Origin of the sequence: Streptomyces sp. NPDC093261 (genome assembly GCF_044753645.1) — a bacterium.
Taxonomy (GTDB): Bacteria; Actinomycetota; Actinomycetes; order Streptomycetales; family Streptomycetaceae; genus Streptomyces.
On sequence record NZ_JBIVNO010000011.1, the window covers coordinates 186,114 to 204,415 of the forward strand.

The 18,302-nt window shown below is 72.4% G+C and carries 20 protein-coding genes and 2 pseudogenes; 7 read left to right on the forward strand and 15 right to left on the reverse strand.

Going from position 1 to position 18,302, the window contains the following annotated elements; genetic code table 11:
• Window positions 1–918, forward strand: a pseudogene (locus ACIP94_RS23645) (hypothetical protein); the annotation flags it as partial.
• A 609-nt stretch (window positions 919–1,527) separates the two neighbouring features.
• Here ACIP94_RS23645 and ACIP94_RS23650 read toward each other — a convergent pair.
• Window positions 1,528–2,322, reverse strand: coding sequence for an RNA polymerase sigma factor SigF (locus tag ACIP94_RS23650; protein WP_402428919.1), 795 nt, complete (start codon window positions 2,320–2,322; stop codon window positions 1,528–1,530).
• A gap of 287 nt (window positions 2,323–2,609) precedes the next feature.
• Here ACIP94_RS23650 and ACIP94_RS23655 point away from each other — a divergent pair, with 287 nt between their 5' ends.
• Both ACIP94_RS23655 and ACIP94_RS23660 read left to right on the forward strand, forming a co-directional pair.
• The gene (locus ACIP94_RS23655) at window positions 2,610–2,981 is read left to right on the forward strand and encodes a DUF2795 domain-containing protein (protein WP_402428921.1); all 372 of its coding nucleotides are present in this window, start codon (window positions 2,610–2,612) and stop codon (window positions 2,979–2,981) included.
• A 271-nt stretch (window positions 2,982–3,252) separates the two neighbouring features.
• Window positions 3,253–3,783: a type 1 glutamine amidotransferase domain-containing protein gene (locus ACIP94_RS23660; RefSeq protein ID WP_402428924.1), complete on the forward strand. Its 531-nt coding sequence runs from the start codon at window positions 3,253–3,255 to the stop codon at window positions 3,781–3,783.
• A 37-nt stretch (window positions 3,784–3,820) separates the two neighbouring features.
• Here the strand turns inward: ACIP94_RS23660 and ACIP94_RS23665 are convergent.
• Window positions 3,821–4,191: pseudogene (locus tag ACIP94_RS23665) on the reverse strand (DUF6158 family protein).
• Here ACIP94_RS23665 and ACIP94_RS23670 point away from each other — a divergent pair.
• Complete coding sequence (locus tag ACIP94_RS23670) at window positions 4,171–5,277, forward strand: Vms1/Ankzf1 family peptidyl-tRNA hydrolase (protein WP_402428927.1); 1,107 nt, start codon at window positions 4,171–4,173, stop codon at window positions 5,275–5,277. The pseudogene ACIP94_RS23665 and the gene ACIP94_RS23670 sit on opposite strands and share 21 nt — an antisense overlap.
• An 88-nt stretch (window positions 5,278–5,365) precedes the next feature.
• On the opposite strand, the gene ACIP94_RS23675 is transcribed toward ACIP94_RS23670, so the two are convergent.
• Entirely contained in the window at window positions 5,366–6,985 is a 1,620-nt protein-coding gene (locus ACIP94_RS23675; RefSeq protein ID WP_402428930.1) for an ABC-F family ATP-binding cassette domain-containing protein, read from the reverse strand.
• 145 nt (window positions 6,986–7,130) lie between these two features.
• On the opposite strand from ACIP94_RS23675, the gene ACIP94_RS23680 reads away from it, so the two are divergent.
• The 3 genes from ACIP94_RS23680 (at window position 7,131) to ACIP94_RS23690 (ending at window position 9,788) form a co-directional block, all read left to right on the forward strand.
• Window positions 7,131–8,624, forward strand: coding sequence for a bifunctional phosphatase PAP2/diacylglycerol kinase family protein (locus ACIP94_RS23680; RefSeq protein WP_402428932.1), 1,494 nt, complete (start codon window positions 7,131–7,133; stop codon window positions 8,622–8,624).
• 130 nt (window positions 8,625–8,754) lie between these two features.
• Entirely contained in the window at window positions 8,755–9,576 is an 822-nt protein-coding gene (locus tag ACIP94_RS23685) for a class I SAM-dependent methyltransferase (RefSeq protein WP_402428935.1), read from the forward strand.
• A 41-nt stretch (window positions 9,577–9,617) separates the two neighbouring features.
• On the forward strand, window positions 9,618–9,788 hold the full coding sequence (locus ACIP94_RS23690; protein ID WP_402428938.1) for a hydrophobic protein: 171 nt from the start codon (window positions 9,618–9,620) through the stop codon (window positions 9,786–9,788).
• 54 nt (window positions 9,789–9,842) lie between these two features.
• On the opposite strand, the gene ACIP94_RS23695 is transcribed toward ACIP94_RS23690, so the two are convergent.
• From ACIP94_RS23695 to ACIP94_RS23750, 12 genes are all read right to left on the reverse strand, one after another.
• Window positions 9,843–10,085, reverse strand: coding sequence for a gas vesicle protein K (locus tag ACIP94_RS23695; RefSeq protein ID WP_402429086.1), 243 nt, complete (start codon window positions 10,083–10,085; stop codon window positions 9,843–9,845).
• 164 nt (window positions 10,086–10,249) lie between these two features.
• Window positions 10,250–10,438: a gas vesicle protein gene (locus ACIP94_RS23700; protein ID WP_402428941.1), complete on the reverse strand. Its 189-nt coding sequence runs from the start codon at window positions 10,436–10,438 to the stop codon at window positions 10,250–10,252.
• Window positions 10,435–11,211 (reverse strand): GvpL/GvpF family gas vesicle protein, encoded by a 777-nt coding sequence (locus tag ACIP94_RS23705; RefSeq protein ID WP_402428944.1) that lies wholly within the window; start codon window positions 11,209–11,211, stop codon window positions 10,435–10,437. Before ACIP94_RS23705 ends, ACIP94_RS23700 begins: the two co-directional genes overlap by 4 nt.
• Window positions 11,208–11,534, reverse strand: a complete 327-nt coding sequence (locus ACIP94_RS23710; protein ID WP_402428946.1) for a gas vesicle protein — start codon at window positions 11,532–11,534, stop codon at window positions 11,208–11,210. The genes ACIP94_RS23705 and ACIP94_RS23710 overlap by 4 nt, the downstream gene beginning before the upstream one ends.
• Entirely contained in the window at window positions 11,531–12,088 is a 558-nt protein-coding gene (locus ACIP94_RS23715; protein ID WP_402428948.1) for a hypothetical protein, read from the reverse strand. Before ACIP94_RS23715 ends, ACIP94_RS23710 begins: the two co-directional genes overlap by 4 nt.
• A complete protein-coding gene (locus ACIP94_RS23720) occupies window positions 12,085–12,351 on the reverse strand; it encodes a gas vesicle protein GvpG (RefSeq protein WP_402428951.1) in 267 nt (88 codons plus the stop codon). Before ACIP94_RS23720 ends, ACIP94_RS23715 begins: the two co-directional genes overlap by 4 nt.
• A 3-nt stretch (window positions 12,352–12,354) precedes the next feature.
• Window positions 12,355–13,113, reverse strand: coding sequence for a GvpL/GvpF family gas vesicle protein (locus ACIP94_RS23725; RefSeq protein ID WP_402428953.1), 759 nt, complete (start codon window positions 13,111–13,113; stop codon window positions 12,355–12,357).
• Entirely contained in the window at window positions 13,110–13,529 is a 420-nt protein-coding gene (locus tag ACIP94_RS23730; protein WP_402428956.1) for a gas vesicle structural protein GvpA, read from the reverse strand. The genes ACIP94_RS23725 and ACIP94_RS23730 overlap by 4 nt, the downstream gene beginning before the upstream one ends.
• An 80-nt stretch (window positions 13,530–13,609) precedes the next feature.
• Complete coding sequence (locus ACIP94_RS23735; protein ID WP_402428959.1) at window positions 13,610–13,954, reverse strand: gas vesicle protein; 345 nt, start codon at window positions 13,952–13,954, stop codon at window positions 13,610–13,612.
• A gap of 58 nt (window positions 13,955–14,012) precedes the next feature.
• Window positions 14,013–14,933, reverse strand: coding sequence for a non-homologous end-joining DNA ligase (gene ligD, locus ACIP94_RS23740; protein ID WP_402428962.1), 921 nt, complete (start codon window positions 14,931–14,933; stop codon window positions 14,013–14,015).
• 13 nt (window positions 14,934–14,946) lie between these two features.
• Window positions 14,947–16,818 (reverse strand): transketolase, encoded by a 1,872-nt coding sequence (locus ACIP94_RS23745; RefSeq protein ID WP_402428965.1) that lies wholly within the window; start codon window positions 16,816–16,818, stop codon window positions 14,947–14,949.
• Window positions 16,815–18,152, reverse strand: a complete 1,338-nt coding sequence (locus tag ACIP94_RS23750) for an NAD(P)/FAD-dependent oxidoreductase (protein ID WP_402428967.1) — start codon at window positions 18,150–18,152, stop codon at window positions 16,815–16,817. Before ACIP94_RS23750 ends, ACIP94_RS23745 begins: the two co-directional genes overlap by 4 nt.
• Window positions 18,153–18,302 lie beyond the last annotated feature (150 nt).

The window sequence follows — 18,302 nt, forward strand, 5'->3', positions numbered from 1 at the left end:
CCCACCCCCACCCAGCTGCTGACCGTACAGCTGCGGCCCACCCCCACCCAGCTGCTGACCGAACTGCTGCGCCACGCTCTCGTCCAGCTGCTGACCGTACAGCTGCACCTGACCCGCCCCCGGCTGCTGGCCATACTGCTGCGCCAGGCCCTCGTCCATCCGCTGGCCATACTGCTGCGCCAGGCCCTCGTCCATCCGCTGGCCATACTGCTGCACCTGACCCACCCCCGGCCGCCGCCCGAACTGCTGCACCTGACCCACCCCCGGCCGCCGCCCATACTGCTGCGCCTGACCCACCCCCGGCCGCCGCCCATACTGCTGCACCTGACCCACCCCCGGCCGCCGCCCGAACTGCTGCACCTGACCCACCCCCGGCCGCCGCCCGAACTGCTGCACCTGACCCACCCCCGGCCGCCGCCCATACTGCTGCGCCGCGCCCGCCCCCGGCCTCCTGCCCTGCCCCCGCCCTTGCTGCGGCCCCGACCCGTCGCACCGGCCCTCATCCGCCCGCCACGCCGGCCCGTCGTCCAGCTCCGCACCCGGCTGCCGCCCGAACTGCTGGGACTCCCCCTCTCCCCGCTGCCCGTACTGCTGGACCTCGCCTCCCCCAGGCCGCCTCCCCTCCCCGTACTGCCTCCCGGGCCGCCGGTCCTGCTCCGACAGCCCGTCCAGGTACTCCCCTTCCGGGCTCGGCCTGGTGTAGCCCTGCTGCCCCGGTCCGGTCTTCGGCTGCCGCCGGCCCAGGGGCCGGTCCCGGCCGGCTGCCGGGCGGGTGCCGTCTTCGGTCTCCGTCAACGCGGTGTTCCCCGGCCTCTCGCCGCCGGGGGACCGCCGGCACCGTCCGTCCAAGCCGTGCTGCCCGTCACGGCGCTCGGCGGCGGCGCCGACGTAGGCGGCCCCGACGGCCGCAATCCGTGATGTGCCGCCGTGCCGTACAGCGGTGCCGCCCCCGCCTCGGCCGGCCGTCGCGTCGGCGCGGTCGGACGCGTCGTAGCCGTCGGGGCCGCTCGGGCCTCCGTCACCGCCGTAGGCACCGTGGCCGCCGTAGCCCCCGAGGCCCTCCGGCCTGCTCGGGCCTTCGTCACCGCCGTAGGCACCATGGCCCCCGTAGCCGTCATAGCCGCCGTAGTCGTCAGGTCGGTCGGCCGGGCCGCAGGACACCCCGGCCGTGGGCATGCCGCCGCGGTCTGCGGAGCGTGGGACGAGGGCGCCGGAGGAGTCGGCGGCGGGCAGAGATATCGCGCCCAGGGCGACCGCGGGCGGGCCGGCCACGCCCAGGGCGGCACCGGCCAGAGCAGTGGCGGACAGGACGCGCGTACTACGGCGCATACGAACTCCTTCGGCGGGGGGTGTTGCGGGCACGGTGGCCGTGCCCGCAAACCCATGACAGCCCGCCCGGCCCCGGCCCGCGCGCGGCCGTGCCCCATTCGCGCGACGGGGGCCTCCTCGCGGGTGACAACCGCGCGCCCGCGGGTCAGCCGGACGGCGAAGCCGGCCATCCCCTCCGGTACGGCTCTGCCGCGTCCGTCACGCGGCGTCCTTCATGACCTGATCCCTGAGACGGGAGCAGCAGCGGCTGATCAGGCGGGAGACATGCATCTGGGAGATGCCGAGCCGTTCGGCGATGCTGCTCTGCGTCATGTCGTCGAAGAACCGCATGTAGAGGATGGCGCGCTCCCGTTCGGGCAGGGCCTGCAGCCGCGGCTTGACTGCCTCGCGGTCGACGACGGTGTCGAGCGCCAGGTCGGGCGCGCCGAGGGAGTCGCCGAGCGAGTACCCGTCCTCGCTGCCCGGCACCTCGGCGTCCAGCGACAGCGCCGTGAAGCTCTCCAGGGCCTCCAGCCCCTCCCGGACGTCCTCCTCGCTCATCCTGGCGTGCTCGGCGATCTCGGCGATGGTGGGCCTGCGACCCGAGATGGTCCCCGACAGGTCCTGGCAGGCGAACCGGACCCGGTTGCGCAGATCCTGGACGCGGCGCGGCACATGCAGGGTCCACATGTGGTCACGGAAGTGCCGCTTGATCTCTCCGGTGACCGTGGGGACGGCATAGCTCTCGAACGCGTGACCGCGTTCCGGGTCGTACCGGTCGACGGCCTTGACCAGGCCGAGCGCGGCGACCTGGCGCAGATCCTCCAGGCTCTCACCACGGCTGCGGAACCGTACCGCGAGCCGATCGGCCATGGGCAGCCAGGCCTCGACGATCTCGTCGCGGAGCGCGTCGCGCTCGGGGCCTGCGGGGAGCGTGGCAAGCCTGCGAAAGGCCTCCGTGGTGTCGGGGGCGTCGTCGTGCGGGTGGTGCTTCACGCTCACTCGGTTGGGCATGGTGGATCGCAACTCCCTAGCTGGTGCCTTGGGTGGACGGTCAGCGTGGGAGGGCACCCGGGCCGGACGGGCACACCCGTGGCCGGTATCCACCGCTCCCACGGACGTGCCTCCTGTCCGAAGCACTGAGACAGCGCCTGCCCCGCCGCCTCCGCGGCAAACACCCGAGCACTCAGCGTCACCCGGATGGCCCCGGGGGACCGGGCCGCGGACCGGCTGCCGGGTTTCCGTGTCGATCGCGACCCACCGGGTACGCGACTGCCACCCCCGAACATCTGGAGGGAGTCATGCAGCGAGGCAGCGACCGGCTGAACGTTCACCGCGACGACGAGATGAAGCACGAACTGCAGGGACTGCTGCGGTCCGGTCACCCGACGCGGAGCGAGGAGTGGCACGACCCCGAGCCGGGTGCCGACGACGACCCGGCGATCTGGGCCGGTCCGGTGGTTCCGGGCGCCGGGCGCTCGGTGGCCGATGTGCGCTACGAGTTCGCACGGATCCTGGGGCGCACGGCCTTCCCGGCGCGTCGGGACGACCTGGTCGAGGAACTGCGCCGCAGGCACGCCCCGGACACCCTCGTCGAGACCGTGGCGCGGCTTCCGCGCTCGGCGCGCTACGCCAACGCCCAGCAGCTCGCCGAAGCCGTCGTGGAGGCATGAGGCGGCGAGGGAAGGCCAGGGTTCCCGGCCGGGGGCACTGCGGGCGTGGCCCCGCAGTGCCCCCGCGAGAGCCGGGGGACCCGGGAAAGGACCACAAGCACCACAGCGCATGGCTGATCCCGTCCGTCAGGACAGCCGACCGGCGCCGGACGGGTGCTACGCCGGATGGGTGCTACGAGGACAACCCGCTTCTGCCGTGCGTGCAGTTGGCCGGGGCCGAGGGGCACTGGGCCGCACGGCACGCGGAGGCAGAGAAAGGACAGTGAACATCATGCGTATCGCGTTCCTGACCGCACCCGAGGGTGTGGAGCAGGTCGAACTCACCGATCCCTGGAAGGCGGTGTCCGACGCCGGTCACGAGCCGGTCCTGGTCTCCACGGAGCCTGGCCACATCCAGGCGTTCAACCATCTCGACAAGGGGGACACCTTCCCGGTGGACGAGGTGGTCGGCCAGACGGACGTCGAGTCCTTCGACGGGCTCGTGCTGCCGGGCGGCGTGGCCAATCCGGACTTCCTGCGGATGGACGAGCGGGCCGTCTCGTTCGTCCGGTCCTTCTTCCAGCAGGGCCGTCCGGTCGCCGCGATCTGCCACGCGCCCTGGACCCTGGTCGAGGCGGATGTCGTACGAGGCCGGACGCTGACGTCGTGGCCGAGCCTGCGGACGGACATCCGCAACGCGGGCGGTACCTGGGTGGACGAGCAGGTGCGGATCGACCAGGGCCAGAACAAGCTGATCACCAGCCGCAAGCCGGATGATCTGAAGGCGTTCTGCGAGGCGATCCTGACGGAGTTCGGCGGTTAGGGCAGGGGGCCCGGCCGGGATACGGGGCCGGGCCGGCTCACCGAGCCGGTTCGGCTCCCTTGCACGGCTCGACATCGGCCGTTCCCCGCTCTCGCGCCCCGTTGCGCGTCCGGCTCGCCACGACCGGGCGGCGGGGATGGCGGCGCAGATACTCGCCCTCCAGCTGCGCCATGCGGTCGTTGTGCGCCCTCAGTGCGTCGTTCGAGCCGTGCAGCAGCGTGTCATGACGGGTGCGGTGGATCGTCTGCAGCTCCTTCATGAGCTGCTGGTCGGTCAGCCGGCCCGGGTCGACTCCGGTCATGGTGTACCCCGCTCGTCGTGTTCCTCGGTGCGGTCCGGGTACCCGCCCGGAAAGGCACTACCCCGAGCAGCATCCGGGAGGGAGCCATGGATCTCGCGTTCCTCCATCCACTCTACGAACATCCAGGCCCCTGGGCTTCCGTATACGTCGACACCTCCCGGCACACGGAGTCCACCCCCCATGAGCTCTCCCTGACCGCTCAGGCCCTCGCCCGGCGGCTGGCCGGACACGGCGCGGACGAGCCCACGTGCCGGGCCGTGCGGGAGGCGGTCGAGGATCTGCGCCACTCGCCGGAGCCGTACGGAAGGGCCATGTTCGCCCGTGCGGGGGAAGTGGTCCTGGACCCGCCCCTGGTCACCGCCCCGCCCGGCTCCTCGGCCGACTGGTCGCCACTGCCCCACACGGCGCCGCTGCTGGAGCTGGCCGGCGAGGATCCGGTGTGCGTGGTGGCGTACATCGACCGCAAGGGCGCCGAATTCGAGCTGCGCGGGGCGCTGGGCAGCCGGGAGGCCGGGCAGGTGGCCGGGCAGCAGTGGCCCCTGCACCGCGGAAGCACCGCGGACTGGTCGGTGCGTCACTTCCAGCTGCGGGTGGAGAACACCTGGGAGCACAACGCGGCCGAGATCGCGGACGCGCTCGCCGTCTGTGAGGAGGAGACCCGTGCCGACCTGGTGATCCTCGTGGGCGAGCAGCGCGAGCGCCACGCCGTGCGGGAGCGGCTGCCGCGACGGCTGAGGAACCGGGTGGCCGAGGCCCCGCACGGCGTGGGCAGCCGGCTGCTGGACGAGGACGTGGAGCGGATCCGGGACGAGCATGTGCGCCGGCGGGCGGACGAGGAGCTGGAGCGGTTCCTGGCGGCCCTGGCACCGGACGAGGAGGGACGGACGCGGGCGGTCGAGGGAGTGCCCGCGGTCGTCGAGGCGGCACGCGAACACCGGATCGACGAACTCCTGATCCGGCCGGACGGCCCGGACACCCGTCGTGAGGTGTGGGTCGGCGAGGACCCGGACCAGCTCGCGATGCGCCGCAAGGACCTCAGGGCGCTGGGCGAGCATCACGCCTGGCCGGCCCGCGCGGACGACGCCCTGGTGCGCTCCGTGGTGGAGACGCGGGCCGAGGCCGTGTCGGTGACGGGGCCGACGGCGGGCGAGGTGCCGACGGGCGGCGTGGGGGCGTTGCTGCGCGGGACCTAGACCGCGCGCCCCTTCCTACGGCGTACACCCCTGGCGCGCCCCCCCACGGCGTACACCCCCAGCGCGCCCCTCCCCACGGCGTACACCCCTAGCGCGCCCGCTCCACCCGCCGTTCGTCCCACACCGGCTCCGGCGTCTCGCGGAGCCGGCCGTCGCTGCCGAAGACCAGATAACGGTCGAACGAGCGGGCGAACCAACGGTCGTGGGTCACCGCGAGGACCGTGCCCTCGAACCCCTCCAGGCCCTTCTGGAGCGCCTCCGCGGACTCCAGGTCCAGGTTGTCGGTCGGCTCGTCGAGCAGCAGGGCGGTCGCCCCCTGAAGTTCGAGCAGCAGGATCTGGAAACGGGCCTGCTGTCCGCCGGAGAGCCGGTCGAAGGACTGCTCGGCCTGCGCGGTCAGCTCGTAGCGGCGCAGCCGGGACATGGCCGCTCCCCGGTCCTGGGAGTGCTCCCGCCACAGGATGTCGAGGAGCGTACGGTCCTCCAGCTCGGGGTGCGCGTGCGTCTGGGCGAAGTGCCCGGGCACGACGCGCGCCCCGAGCCGCCACTGCCCCGCGTGGGCCACGTCACCGCCCGCGAGCAGCCGCAGGAAGTGCGACTTCCCGGAGCCGTTGGAGCCGAGGACGGCGACGCGTTCGCCGTAGAAGACCTCCAGGTCGAAGGGCTTCATGAGGCCCGTCAGTTCAAGGCCCTCGCAGATGACGGCCCGGACGCCGGTCCGGCCGCCCTTGAGCCGCATTCTGATGTCCTGCTCGCGCGGCGGCTCGGGCGGCGGCCCGGCTTCCTCGAACCTCCGCAGCCGGGTCTGGGCGGCCTGGTAGCGGGAGGCAAGCTCATGGCTTACGGTCGCGGCCTGACGCAGATTCACCACCAGCCTCTTCAGCTGTGCGTGCTTCTCGTCCCAGCGTCTGCGCAACTCCTCGAAGCGCGCGAAGCGTTCCCGCCGGGCCTCGTCGTAGGTGGCGAAACCGCCGCCGTGCAGCCAGGCGTCGGCGCCGGCGGGGCCCGGCTCCAGCGACACGATCCGCTGTGCGGCCCGGGCCAGCAGCTCCCGGTCGTGGGAGACGAACAGGACGGTCTTGCGGGTCTCGGCGAGCCGCTCCTCCAGCCACCGCTTGCCGGGTACGTCGAGGTAGTTGTCGGGCTCGTCGAGGAGCAGGACCTCGTCGGTGCCACGCAGCAGCGCCTCCAGGACGAGCCGCTTCTGCTCGCCGCCGGAGAGGGTGCGCACCTGGCGCCACTGGGCCTTCTCGTAGGGGATGCCGAGCGCGGCCGTGGTGCACATGTCCCACAGCGTCTCCGCCTCGTAACCGCGCACCTCTGCCCAGTCGGCGAGGGCTTGCGCGTACCGGAGCTGGGCGGCCTCGTCGTCGACGGTCATGACGGCGTGCTCGGCGGCGTCCACGGCGCGGGCGGCCTCGCGGATACGGGGCGGAGCGACCGAGACCAGGAGGTCCCGCACGGTCGTCTCGTCCCGTACGGACCCTACGAACTGGCGCATCACACCGAGCCCGCCGCTGGTGGTGACGGTCCCGCCGTGGGGCCTGAGCTCACCGGACAGCAGCCGCAGCAGGGTGGTCTTCCCGGCCCCGTTGGGCCCGACGAGCGCGACGACGGCGCCTTCGCCGACCCGGAAGGACACATCACCGAGCAGTGCCCTCCCGTCCGGGAGGTGGTACTCGAGGTGCGCGGCTTCCAGATGACCCATGCGGCGCATTGTGGGCGGCCGCGAGGGGACCGGGCAAACGGATATCGCCCGCCCCCGGCCTCACCCCTGGTCCCTGCCGCCGGTATGTCACCCGGCCCCGGGCAGGGCCCCGCACGATTCGTTCATCCGGGGGTATCCGCGCCCCATGACCCCAGATGTCGACCTCACCACCCGCCCGCCGGGCCCGCATCCGTTCCGTGACCGGCTTCTCTCCCTGGACTGCCGTGTGTTCGAGGCCGTCGCCACCCGGCACTGGCCCGGGGCCGACCCCCTGCTCCCCCGCCTGAGCCGTGCCGCCAACCACGGTGTCCTGTGGTTCGCCACGGCGGCGGCCCTCGCCGCCACCCGGAGCCCCCGCGGACGGCGGGCCGCCGTCCGCGGTGTCGCCTCCCTCGCGCTCGCCTCCGCCACCATCAACACCGTCGGCAAGCGCTCGGTCCGTCGTCCCCGTCCCGTCCTGGACCCGGTACCGGCCGTCCGCCGGCTGAAGCGCCAGCCGATCACCACGTCGTTCCCGTCGGGCCACGCCGCCTCCGCCGCCGCCTTCGCCACGGGTGTCGCCCTGGAGTCGCGCGGCTGGGGTGCTGCGGTCGCGCCGCTCGCCGCCGCGGTCGCCCTCTCCCGCGTCTACACCGGGGTCCACTTCCCGAGCGATGTCCTCGCGGGAGCGGCCCTGGGCGTGGGGGCCGCCTATGCGGTACGGGCCCTTGTGCCCACCCGCGACCCGGTGCCGCCGCCCGGCCGCCCGCGTGTGGACGCGCCCGCGTTGCCGGACGGGGCGGGGCTGGTGGTCGTGGTGAACAAGGGTTCGGGGACCCCGGACCGTGTCCGTGCCCTGCAGGACGCCCTTCCGGCCGCGGAGACGGTGGAGTGCGAGCCCGCCGATGTGCGCGCCGGGCTGGAGAAGGCGGCCGCCCGTGCCCGCGTCCTCGGGGTGTGCGGCGGCGACGGCACGGTGAACGCGGCCGCCGATGTGGCCCTGCGCCACGGCCTTCCGCTCGCGGTCCTCCCCGGCGGCACACTCAACCACTTCGCGCTCGACCTCGGCATCGAGGAGGTCCATGACGCGGTGCGGGCGCTGAAACGGGGTGACGCGGTCCGCGTCGATGTGGGCCGGTTCTCCTCCGGCGAAACCCAGGGCTGCTTCCTCAACACCTTCAGCCTGGGCGTCTACCCGGAACTGGTGCGCGAGCGGGAGCGCTGGTCGTCGCGGATCGGCGGCTGGCCGGCCGGCGTCGTCGCGGCTGTGCGGGTCCTGCGTGGCGACCACCACCCCCTCCGCGTCGAACAGGACGGCCGGACGCACCCGTTGTGGCTGCTGTTCGCCGGCAACGGCACGTACCACCGCAGGGGGCTTGCTCCGGGGCGCCGTCACGACCTGGCCGACGGGAGGCTGGATGTGCGGGTGGTGCACGGCGGCCGCCGTCCCGCCACCCGGCTGCTGGCGGCCGCGTTCGCGGGCCCGCTGTCCCGCTCCCCCGTGCACTCGGCGGTCCGGGTGCGGCGTCTGCGTCTGGACGGCGTGGCCCCGGGCACGCTCCTCGCCTACGACGGGGAAGTCGGCGAGGCGGCGGGCCCGGTGACGCTCGAGAAGCTCCCCGAGGCCCTGACCGTCTACCGCCCGCTCCCCTTGCACTGACGGGGTCACCCCACCCCTTGTCCGCATGGCAAGACGCGGGTCTCATTATTCGGGTGAGCGTCTACGGTGATGCGTACCGCCCCGCGGCGCGGCCCTCGGGGCGGCGGGCCACCGGTACGAGGAGAAGAGGATGGGCATGCCGAAGGAGACCGCTGTCTACACGCACGGCCACCACGAGTCCGTGCTGCGCTCGCACACCTGGCGGACCGCCGCCAACTCCGCGGCGTACCTTCTCGACTCACTCAAGCCGCACATGCGGATCCTGGACATCGGCTGCGGCCCGGGCACCATCACCGCGGACCTGGCGGAGCTGGTCCCCGACGGCCAGGTCATCGGCGTCGACCGCGCACAGGGGGTCCTGGAGCAGGCCCGGGCCACGGCCGCCGCCCGCGGCATCACGAACATCGACTTCGCGGTCGCGGACGTGCACGCGCTGGACTACCCGGACGACACCTTCTGCGTGGTCCATGCGCACCAGGTACTCCAGCACGTGGGCGACCCGGTACAGGCGCTGCGCGAGATGCACCGGGTCACCCGTCCGGGCGGTTTCATCGCCGTGCGCGACGCCGACTACGCGGCGATGACCTGGTACCCGGCGTCCAAGGGCCTGGACGACTGGCTGGACCTGTACCGGCGGGTCGCCCGCGCCAACGGCGGCGAGCCCGACGCCGGACGGCGGCTGCGGTCATGGGCGCTGGCGGCCGGCCTCGCGGACATCCGGGCCACCTCCAGCACCTGGACCTTCACCACACCGCAGGAACGGGCCTGGTGGAGCGCGCTGTGGGCGGACCGCACCCTCGCCTCCGCCTACGCCGACCGCGTCGCCGAGGGTGGTCATGCGACGGCCGAGCAGCTCGCGGCCGCGTCCGAGGCCTGGCGGGAATGGGGACGGCGCACGGACGGCTGGTTCGCGGTGCTGCACGGAGAAATTCTGTGCCGAAAGGCCGACTGATTCGCGGATTTCGGGAAACCCGGTGAGCAGGAGGTCACACTATGGTTCCCGTTCTGCTGGTTCTTCTGCTGGCGCTGATTCTCTTCGGCGCCGGATTCGCCGTGAAAGTCCTGTGGTGGATCGCTCTGGCGGTGCTCGTGATCTGGCTCCTGGGATTCCTGGCGCGCGGTACGACCGCGGCCGGAGGAAGGGGGCGATGGTATCGATGGTGACCGGTCGGAGCAGAAGATCCGTCCGTCACCCGATCGCCGGTTGATCCCCGGCGATCACTCCCGGGGAAGCAATGTCCCCAGCGGCCCGAGGTCCAGATTGAGGTCCTCGGGCCGCAGTCCGTACCGCTCCCGGAGTTCGGTCATCCGTTCCTCGAGCAGCATCAGGGTGAGCCCGATGCGCTCCTCCTGCTCCTCACTCAGCTCACCGGTGTCGAACCGGCGCACCGCCTGCCGCTCCATGAGCTGGCGCAGCAGTTCGACGACGGTCAGCACGAGTTTCACCAGGTCCCGCTCCACCGTGTCGGGGTCGAGGTCGAGCCGGTTTCGTTGGTCGGGTCGATCCTGCCGGTCGAGCGGGTTGCGTTGCTCGAGTCGATCCTGCCGGTCGAGCCGGTTCCGTTGGTCGGGTCGGTCCTGCCGGTCGAGCGGGTTCCCTGGCTCTGGCGGGTTCTGTCGATGGGTCACGATTCCTCCGGCCACGGCGCGGACACCTGCGTGCCGACCGAGCTGATCAGCGCGTTGAGGTCGATACGGACGAGGTCGACGTCCGCGATGCGCAGGGTGAGGTCGCCGGTGATGACCACCCCGCCGGCCAGCAGCCGGTCCAGAAGGTCCACCAGGGCGACCTGCCGGTGCTCCAGGGCGGTCATGACCGGGCCCGTCCCTCTACGCCGGTGAAGGAGTACGCGGCCCAGGGCCCCGTCAGTTCCACGCGAACCCCGGGAATTCCGCTCTTTTCACGGTCCACTCTCTCCACGAACTCCTCCGAAGCGGAACGCGGCACCAGATAGGCCGCGTTGAGTACGTTGCGGCCGGACACACCGGAAAGCGCGGGATTCTGCGGAGCATGCAGCAGGGAGTCCTCGGCACATCCGGAAAGGGTGTCGTGCAGCCGGCGCGCGAACCTCTCCGTGTTTTCCCGCATTTCGTCCTGAGCGTGGTGACGCAGGCGCCGCTGACGCAGGTAATCACGGCCCGAGGCCGCTTTCCGGGGCTCCGGGGCCCCCTGCGGCCCATCCCCCGGATCCGCCGCCGCGTACACCTTGACGCCCCATTCCACCCGTCCGTCGAGCCGGTCGAGCGCACGGTGGAAGTCGTCCTCGCGTTCCTCCAGCATCGCGCGTACGCCGCTGTCGTCCCGGAACACGGTGGCGAGCCGCAGCGGCAGGGGTGTCGTGACGGAGGTGAGCGCGTCGATGACGCCCTGGTGGGCGCGGGCGGTCGTGGTGAGCCAGTCCAGGTCCTCCAGATGGGCCCTGAGCGGGTCCTCGGCGAAGTCCTCCTCCGGGACCGTGCTGACGATGGCGATCAGGTCCCGGTGGGGCAGTTGCCGGGGCGGCACCCCCGCGACGCCGGCGGGGCCGTCCTCGAGCGCCGCGCCGAAGGGACGGCAGACGGCGTACACATACCGCAGTCCGGTCATGACCTCTCCTCCTCGGCGGGCGCCCCCTCCAGTGCGGCCAGCCGGGAGCGCAACTCGGCGTTCTCCCGCGCGAGTTCCCTGTTCTGTGCGCCGGAGGACAGCGCCGGGTCGTTCTCCCACCAGTCGATGCCCATCTCCTTCGCCCGGTCGACGGAGGCGACGACCAGCCGGAGCTTGATGGTGAGCAGTTCGATGTCCAGCAGATTGATCCGGATGTCACCCGCGATCACCACGCCCTTGTCGAGGACGCGTTCGAGGATGTCGGCGAGGTTGGCACCGCCGTCGCGCGCGTAGGGATCCGGCAGTCGTCCCGGCGTGGTCATGAACGACCCCCTTCCTCCGGGTTTGCGTCCTCGTCGACGAACTCGGCGTACTCCAGGTCCTCCGGATCCTCGTCGACCAACTCGGCGTCCTGCGGGTCTTCCGGATCCTCGTCCGCGAACTCCGCCTCCACAGGACCCTCCGGATCCTCGTCCGCGAACTCCGCCTCCACAGGACCCTCCGGGTCCTCGTCCGCGAACTCCGCGTCCACCATGTCCTCCAAGGCTTCCACGTCCTCGTCCACAGGGTGGGCGGGGGCGCCGCTCCGGACGACATGGCGGCCTACGGCCAGGGCGAGGCGGGCGAAGCCGGGGCTGTTGCCGTCGGCGACGTCCTTGAGCCGCAGGCTGACGACGCCCAGCCGGCGCCCGAGGGCGGCGAGCAGGGGCTGGGCCCGCACCACCGCATACGCCCACGCCTCCGCCTTGAGCCGGTCGAAGGCCGGATCGTGGGCGCCCGCCGGGGTGCGGGCCGTCAAGGGCTGCCTCGACCTGCCGCTCCTGCGCCCGAGGGCGTAGGCGATGCCCAGGGCAAGGCCGAGTTCCAGTCGGTTCATCGCGCCGTACCGCCCGCTGCGCCGGGACCACCGCGTTCCATGGCGGTCTGCAGCCGGTCCAGGAGCTCGTCCTCCAGCCGGTCGAACTCCTGCTCGTCGATCTCGCCGGCCTCCAGCCGCTCCTCCAGGCGGGCCAGTTCGGCTCGTACGGCGGCCGGGTCGTAGTACTGGCGCTCGGCCTCGGCGAGCACCTGTCTCACCGCCCAGAAGCTGCCGCGCACAGGCGCGAACGGCAGCAGCAGCACCTCTCCGATCAGCCCCATCACTCACTCCGTGGCGGTCGCGGCGGCCGCGGGCTCGGCCGGCCCCGGCTCCACGAAGCTGTACGGCGGCAGCGGGCCGTTGACGCGCACATCGAGGTGCGGGTGGGCCTTGCGGACCTCCTCGACGGCGTTCAGAAAAGCGGCGGAGGCGTCACGGCCCACCAGGAACGACACATTGACCAGCCATCCCGTGGACTCGGGCCCCACACTCACGGCCTCGGCGACGGGCTCCAGGGAGCGCTGCACCTGGGTGGCGTCCTCGCCCTCGCGGGCCTGCACCGCGGCCGCCACCATCTCGCCCAGCCGCAGCCGGTCGTCGTAACTGCCGCCACCCGACTTGCGGTTCGCCTCGGCGAGGGCGCGGATGTCCGGGTTCTCGGACATCACCCGGTGCAGCACGGCCTCTTGGTCGTGGCTCGCCTTGATGTTGTACTCGATCCTGCCGGCCAGCGCGTCCAGCCGCTCCAGGTAGTGCTCGACGCGCTCCGCGAGGACATCGCTGACCGCATCGTCGTCCGCCGCGACACTGCCGAACCGCATGGGCAGCACGGATCCGCCCGCCGCCGCCTCGTTGAGCACGCTTTGGTGGGCGAGCAGGTCACGGCGCTTGGGGCGCAGTCCCTCGGGCGCGTCGCTGACGATCGCCGCCAGCTCACCCCGGGTCAGGACGCGCACGGGACGGGCCGGGTCGCCCACCCCGCCCATACCGGTGGGGAGCGAGGGGTGGGAGGCCGCGGCGATGCCGTAGACGTAGGTGCTCACTCCTGCTCCTCCTTCTTCTCCCGCGCGGCGGTGGACTTACGGGTCCGCGCGCGCGGCTGTCCCTCTTCACGGGCCTGACGGAAGGCGTCGGATATGGTCTCCGCGGCGCCGGAGAGCGCCCCCTTGGACTTGCCGCGCGCACCCGACTCGGTGACCTCACCGACCAGGTCGGGCAGTCCGGGGCTCTTGTGCGGGCCGGACTCCAGGTCGAGCCGGTTGCACGCCTCGGCGAAGCGCAGATACGTGTCCACGCTGGCGACGACGACCCGCACGTCGATCTTCAGGATCTCGATGCCGACGAGGGAGACGCGGACGAACGCGTCGATGACGAGCCCTCGGTCGAGCACGAGTTCCAGGACGTCGTACAGGCCGCTGCTGCCGCCTCCTCCAGTCTGCTGTGCCGGGACAACGGTCATGGCAAACGAACCTCCTTGCGGTCTGAAAACGGGACATGGGTGAGTACGAGGTACGGCTGCGGGTACGGGACGGCGGTCCGCTAGGAGCGGCCGCCCGTACGGGCGTCGGCCCTCCCGCGTTCATAGCGGCGCACGCGCCGGTAGCCGGTCAGCTCGCCGTCCGCGGCGAGATCCACCTCGTAGCTCGCGAGCAGGCTCATCGTGTCGGGGACCCTGGCGAGTTCCAGGACCTCGATCTGAAGGGTCCAGCCGTCCTCGGTGCGTTCGAAGGACGACACGGACTCGGAGGCCAGGCCCGTGAGCTCCGTGAACTGGGCGCGCGCCTGGCGCAGTACCTCCATGGTGCTCGGCCGGCCGGCCGGGCGGGCGTCGTCGTGGTCGTCGGTAGAGTCGTGCTTCTTCGGTGTACGTGGTGTGTTCGTCATGGCCACCTCTCCCCTCGTGTGGCCGCAACGGCGTTGGCCAAACCTGTGGGTCCCCGGTTCAGCCACGCAGTTCCCGCAGCCTCCGCCGGGCGGACCCGAGGGAGCGCCCCCTGCGCGGCAGATCCGCCCAGGGGTCGGTACGGGCCTGGTCCACCGCGTCGGTGATGGTCCAGCGGCGCGCGTTCACGTCCGGGTCGTCCAGCTGCTCCCAGGTGATGGGCATGGCGACCGGGGCGCCGGGCAGGGCGCGAACGGTGAAGGGAGCGACCGCGGTCTGCGCGTAGGCGTTGCGCTGCACATCGAGGTAGAGGCGGTCGCCCCGGTCCTTCTTGCGGGCGGCGGTGGTGAGGCGGTCGGGGTGGGCCGCGGCGAGGGTGTCGGCGACGTCCTTGGCGAATTCGCGTACCTCGTCGAAGTCATGGGAGCCGTCGACCGGCACGACGATGTGCAGTCCACGCGAACCGGTGGTCATCAGGCCCGAGGGCAGCCCCAGATTCCCGAGCAGCTTCCCCATCTGCCGTGCGGCTTCCCGTACGGACCCGAAGTCGTCGCCCGCCGGGTCGAGGTCGAACACCAGCCGGTCGGGCCGCTCGGGCCGGTCGGCGCGGGAGAGCCAGCGGTGCAGGGTGAGACAGGCCTGGTCGGCGAGGTAGGCGAGGGTGGCGGTGTCGTCGCAGACGGTGTGGCAGACGGTGCCGCCCTCCTTGGACAGCTCGGCGCGGTGGACCCAGTCCGGATAGTGGTCCGGGGTGTTCTTCTGCATGAAGCGGGGGCCGCCGACACCGTCCGGGTGCCGTTCCAGCATCAGGGGCCGCCCGCGCAGATGGGGCAGCATGCGGGCGGCGACGGAGCGGTAGTAGTCGACGAGGTCGGCCTTGGTGTACTCCCCGCCGCCCCCGTCGCCGGGGAACAGCACCTTCTCCGGCCGGTGGACCTCCAGTGTGCGGCGGCCCGCCCGCACGGTCCGTGTGCTGGTCATCTCGCTCCTTCGATCACGGCACCACCGCGTGTTCCACCAGCAGCCGGGCCGCGGCGGCGATCGACTCCGCGTCGATGCCCGCGGCGTGCAGTTGCTCGGCGGGCGTCGCCGAGCCGGGCATCGTGCGGACCGCGAGGCGCACCAGACGCGGTACGGGCCGCCCGTCGGCGAAGGCGTCGAGGACCGCGTCGCCGAGACCGCCCTCCTCCCGGTGGTCCTCGACGGTCAGCAGGCATCCGGTGCGTTCGGCGGCCTCGCGCAGGGTGGCACGGTCGACGGGCTTGACCGAGTACAGATCGACGACCCGTACGCGGATGCCCTGCCCGGCGAGGGCGTCGGCGGCCTTGAGCGCCTCATGGACGGTGACTCCCGCCGCCACGAGGGTGAGCCGGTCCTCGGCACTGGCGCGCAGCACCTTGCTGCCGCCGACCGGGAACTCCTCGGTGGGGCCGTAGATGACCGGGGTCTTGCCGCGGGAGGTGCGCAGATAGCGGATCCCCTCGCAGCCGGCCATGGCGGCGACCAGCTTGGCCGTCTGGTTGGCGTCGCACGGGTACAGCACGGTCGAGCCGTACACGGAGCGGAACATCGCGAGGTCCTCCAGGCCCATCTGCGAGGGCCCGTCCTCACCGATGGCACAACCGGCGTGCGATCCCACGAGGTTGATGCCGGAGCCGCTGATCGAGGCCATCCGCACGAAGTCGTGGGCGCGGGTGAGGAACGCGGCGAACGACGCGGCGAACGGCAGCCATCCACGCGCGGCCATGCCGACGGAGGCGGCGACCATGAGCTGTTCGGCGATGTAGCACTCGAAGTAGCGGTCGGGGTGCTCCTTGGCGAAGTACTCCGTGCGCGTGGAGTCGCCGACTTCGCCGTCCAGGGCCACCACGTCACCGCGGGCGCTGCCGAGTGCGGCGAGCGCCTGGCCGTAGGCGTCCCGGGTGGCGACCTCGTCACCGATGTCGTAGCGCGGCAGCTCCAGATGGCCGCCCTGGACGGCGTGCAGCATCCGGGCGGCGGGAGGCGGCTGGACCTCGATGTGCAGGTTCCGTACGCCGCCGAGTTCCTCGATCGCCTCCTCCGCGTCCGGCAGCGGCTTGCCGTGCAGGCCCTCGCGGTCCTCTACGGCGGCGACGCCCTTGCCCTTGAGGGTGCGGGCGAGGATCACGGTGGGCTGTCCGGTGGTGGACTCGGCCTCGGCGTAGGCGCGGTCGATGGCCTCGACATCGTGCCCGTCGACCTCGACCGTGTGCCAGTCGAAGGCCTTGAACCGGCGTGCGTAGGCGTCAAGGTCGTGCCCGTGGCGGGTGGGCCCGCGCTGGCCCAGCCGGTTCACATCGACGATGGCGACCAGGTTGTCGAGATGCTCGTGCCCGGCGTGCTCGGCGGCCTCCCACACGGACCCCTCGGCCAGCTCGCTGTCCCCGCACAGCACCCAGACCCGGTATCCGGTGCGGTCCAGCCGCTGCCCGGCCAGGGCGATGCCGACGCCGACGGGCAGCCCCTGGCCGAGGGAGCCGGTGGCCGTCTCGACCCAGGGCAGCTTGCGGGGCGTGGGGTGCCCTTCGAGCCGGCTGCCGAGCTTGCGGAAGGTCAGCAGCTCGGTCTCGTTGATGGCCCCTACGGCCCGGTAGGCGGCGTACAGCAGGGGCGAGGCGTGCCCCTTGGAGAGGATGAACCGGTCGTTGGCGGGGTGGGCTGGGCGCTCGAAGTCGTAGCGGAAGTGCTTGGCCAGCAGAACCGCCATCAGGTCCGCGGCGGACATCGAGGAGGTCGGGTGCCCGGAGTTCGCCGCCGCGGCGGCGCGGACACTGTCGACGCGCAGTTGCTGGGCGAGTTCGGTGAGCTGACGGGTACTCGGCTCGGTGCGCTGACGGGTGTTCATGACTCATCCTCCGTACCGGACTTTTCGGGGGCTCCCGGCACCCGGGCCAGTTCGGGCGACGCGGTGTCCAGTGGCACGTTCCAGGAGCGGACCAGCCCCAACTGGACTGCCTGGCGCGGCAGTACGGTGTCCAGAAGCCAGTCGGCGGCGACCCGGACCCTGTTGCCGGGCATCGCCGCCAGGTGGTAGCCGCGGGTGACGGCGCCCGCGAGCGGTCCGGACAGGGGGACGCCGAGCGGGTTGGCGGCAGCCTCGACGCCGCCGAGGTCCACGACGAACCCCAGGTCGCGGTGGCGGTAGGGGCGCCGGCCGCCGATGCCCAGCGAGGCCGCGACATTGACCGCGGCGACCTTGCCCTGCCGCCAGGCGTGCTGCGCCGTCATCGGCGTGTACTGGCCGGGCTTGTCGAGGTCGGGCACGGCGGCCGCGTCCCCGCAGGCGAACACGTCGGAGTGGCCCGGCACCCGCAGATACGGGTCGACCAGCAGCCGGCCGCGCTCCAGGGGGCGTCCCAGGCCCTCGACGAGCGGATCCGGGCGTACGCCGACACACCAGATCAGGGAGCGGGTGTCGATGAACTCCCCGTCCGTCAGCAGGACTCCGTCGCGGGTGGCCTCCTTCACGGAGACTCCCATCCGCACATCGACGCCGCGCCGGCGCAGGATCCGGTCGGCGGTGCGGGAGAGCCGCTCGTCCATCTCGGGCAGCACACGGGGCGCGATGTCCAGCAGCAGCCAGCGCGGGCGCATGCCCGCGCGCAGCGGCTGCTTGCGCACCAGTGCGTCGGTGAACAGCTTGCCCTGCGCGGCCACTTCCGTTCCGGTGTAACCGGCGCCCACCACCACGAAGGTGCAGCGGGAGGCGCAGTGCTTGGGGTCCTCGCCCGCGGCGGCCAGTTCCATCTGGCGGGTCACATGGTCGCGCAGGTAGAGCGCCTCGGGCAGGCCCCGGAAGCCGTGGGCGTTCTCGGCGACGCCGGGGATGGGCAGCAGCTTGTTGACGCTGCCGACGGCGAGCACCAGCCGGTCGTACCCGAGGGTGCCGCCCCGTCCCTCGGGGTCGGTGTAGTGCACGCTGCGCGCGTCGAGATCGATGCCGTCGGCCTCGCCGAGCACCAGGCGGACCTGGCGCAGGGTGCCGGCGAGGGAGACGGCGACGCGTCGCGGCTCCAGGATGCCCACGGCGACCTGGGGCAGCAGGGGTAGATACAGAAAGTAGTCCGTCGGGTTCAGCAGGGTGATCTCGGCCCGGTTGCGGGTCAGCCGGGAGAGGGTGCGGGCCGTGCGGTAGCCGGCGAATCCGGCACCGACGATGAGGATGCGAGGTCGACTCACGTTTCGCCTCCGGCGAGGTCGCGCGTATGTCGTCTGCCTGCCGGGCGCACAGTCGCCGCCCGTGGAGACCTTCCGCGTTTCCCCGGTCAGGACGCCCAAACCCGGCAGCCCCGGCGTTTCGCCCCCGCCCCCGCGGTCACCCGTCCGCAA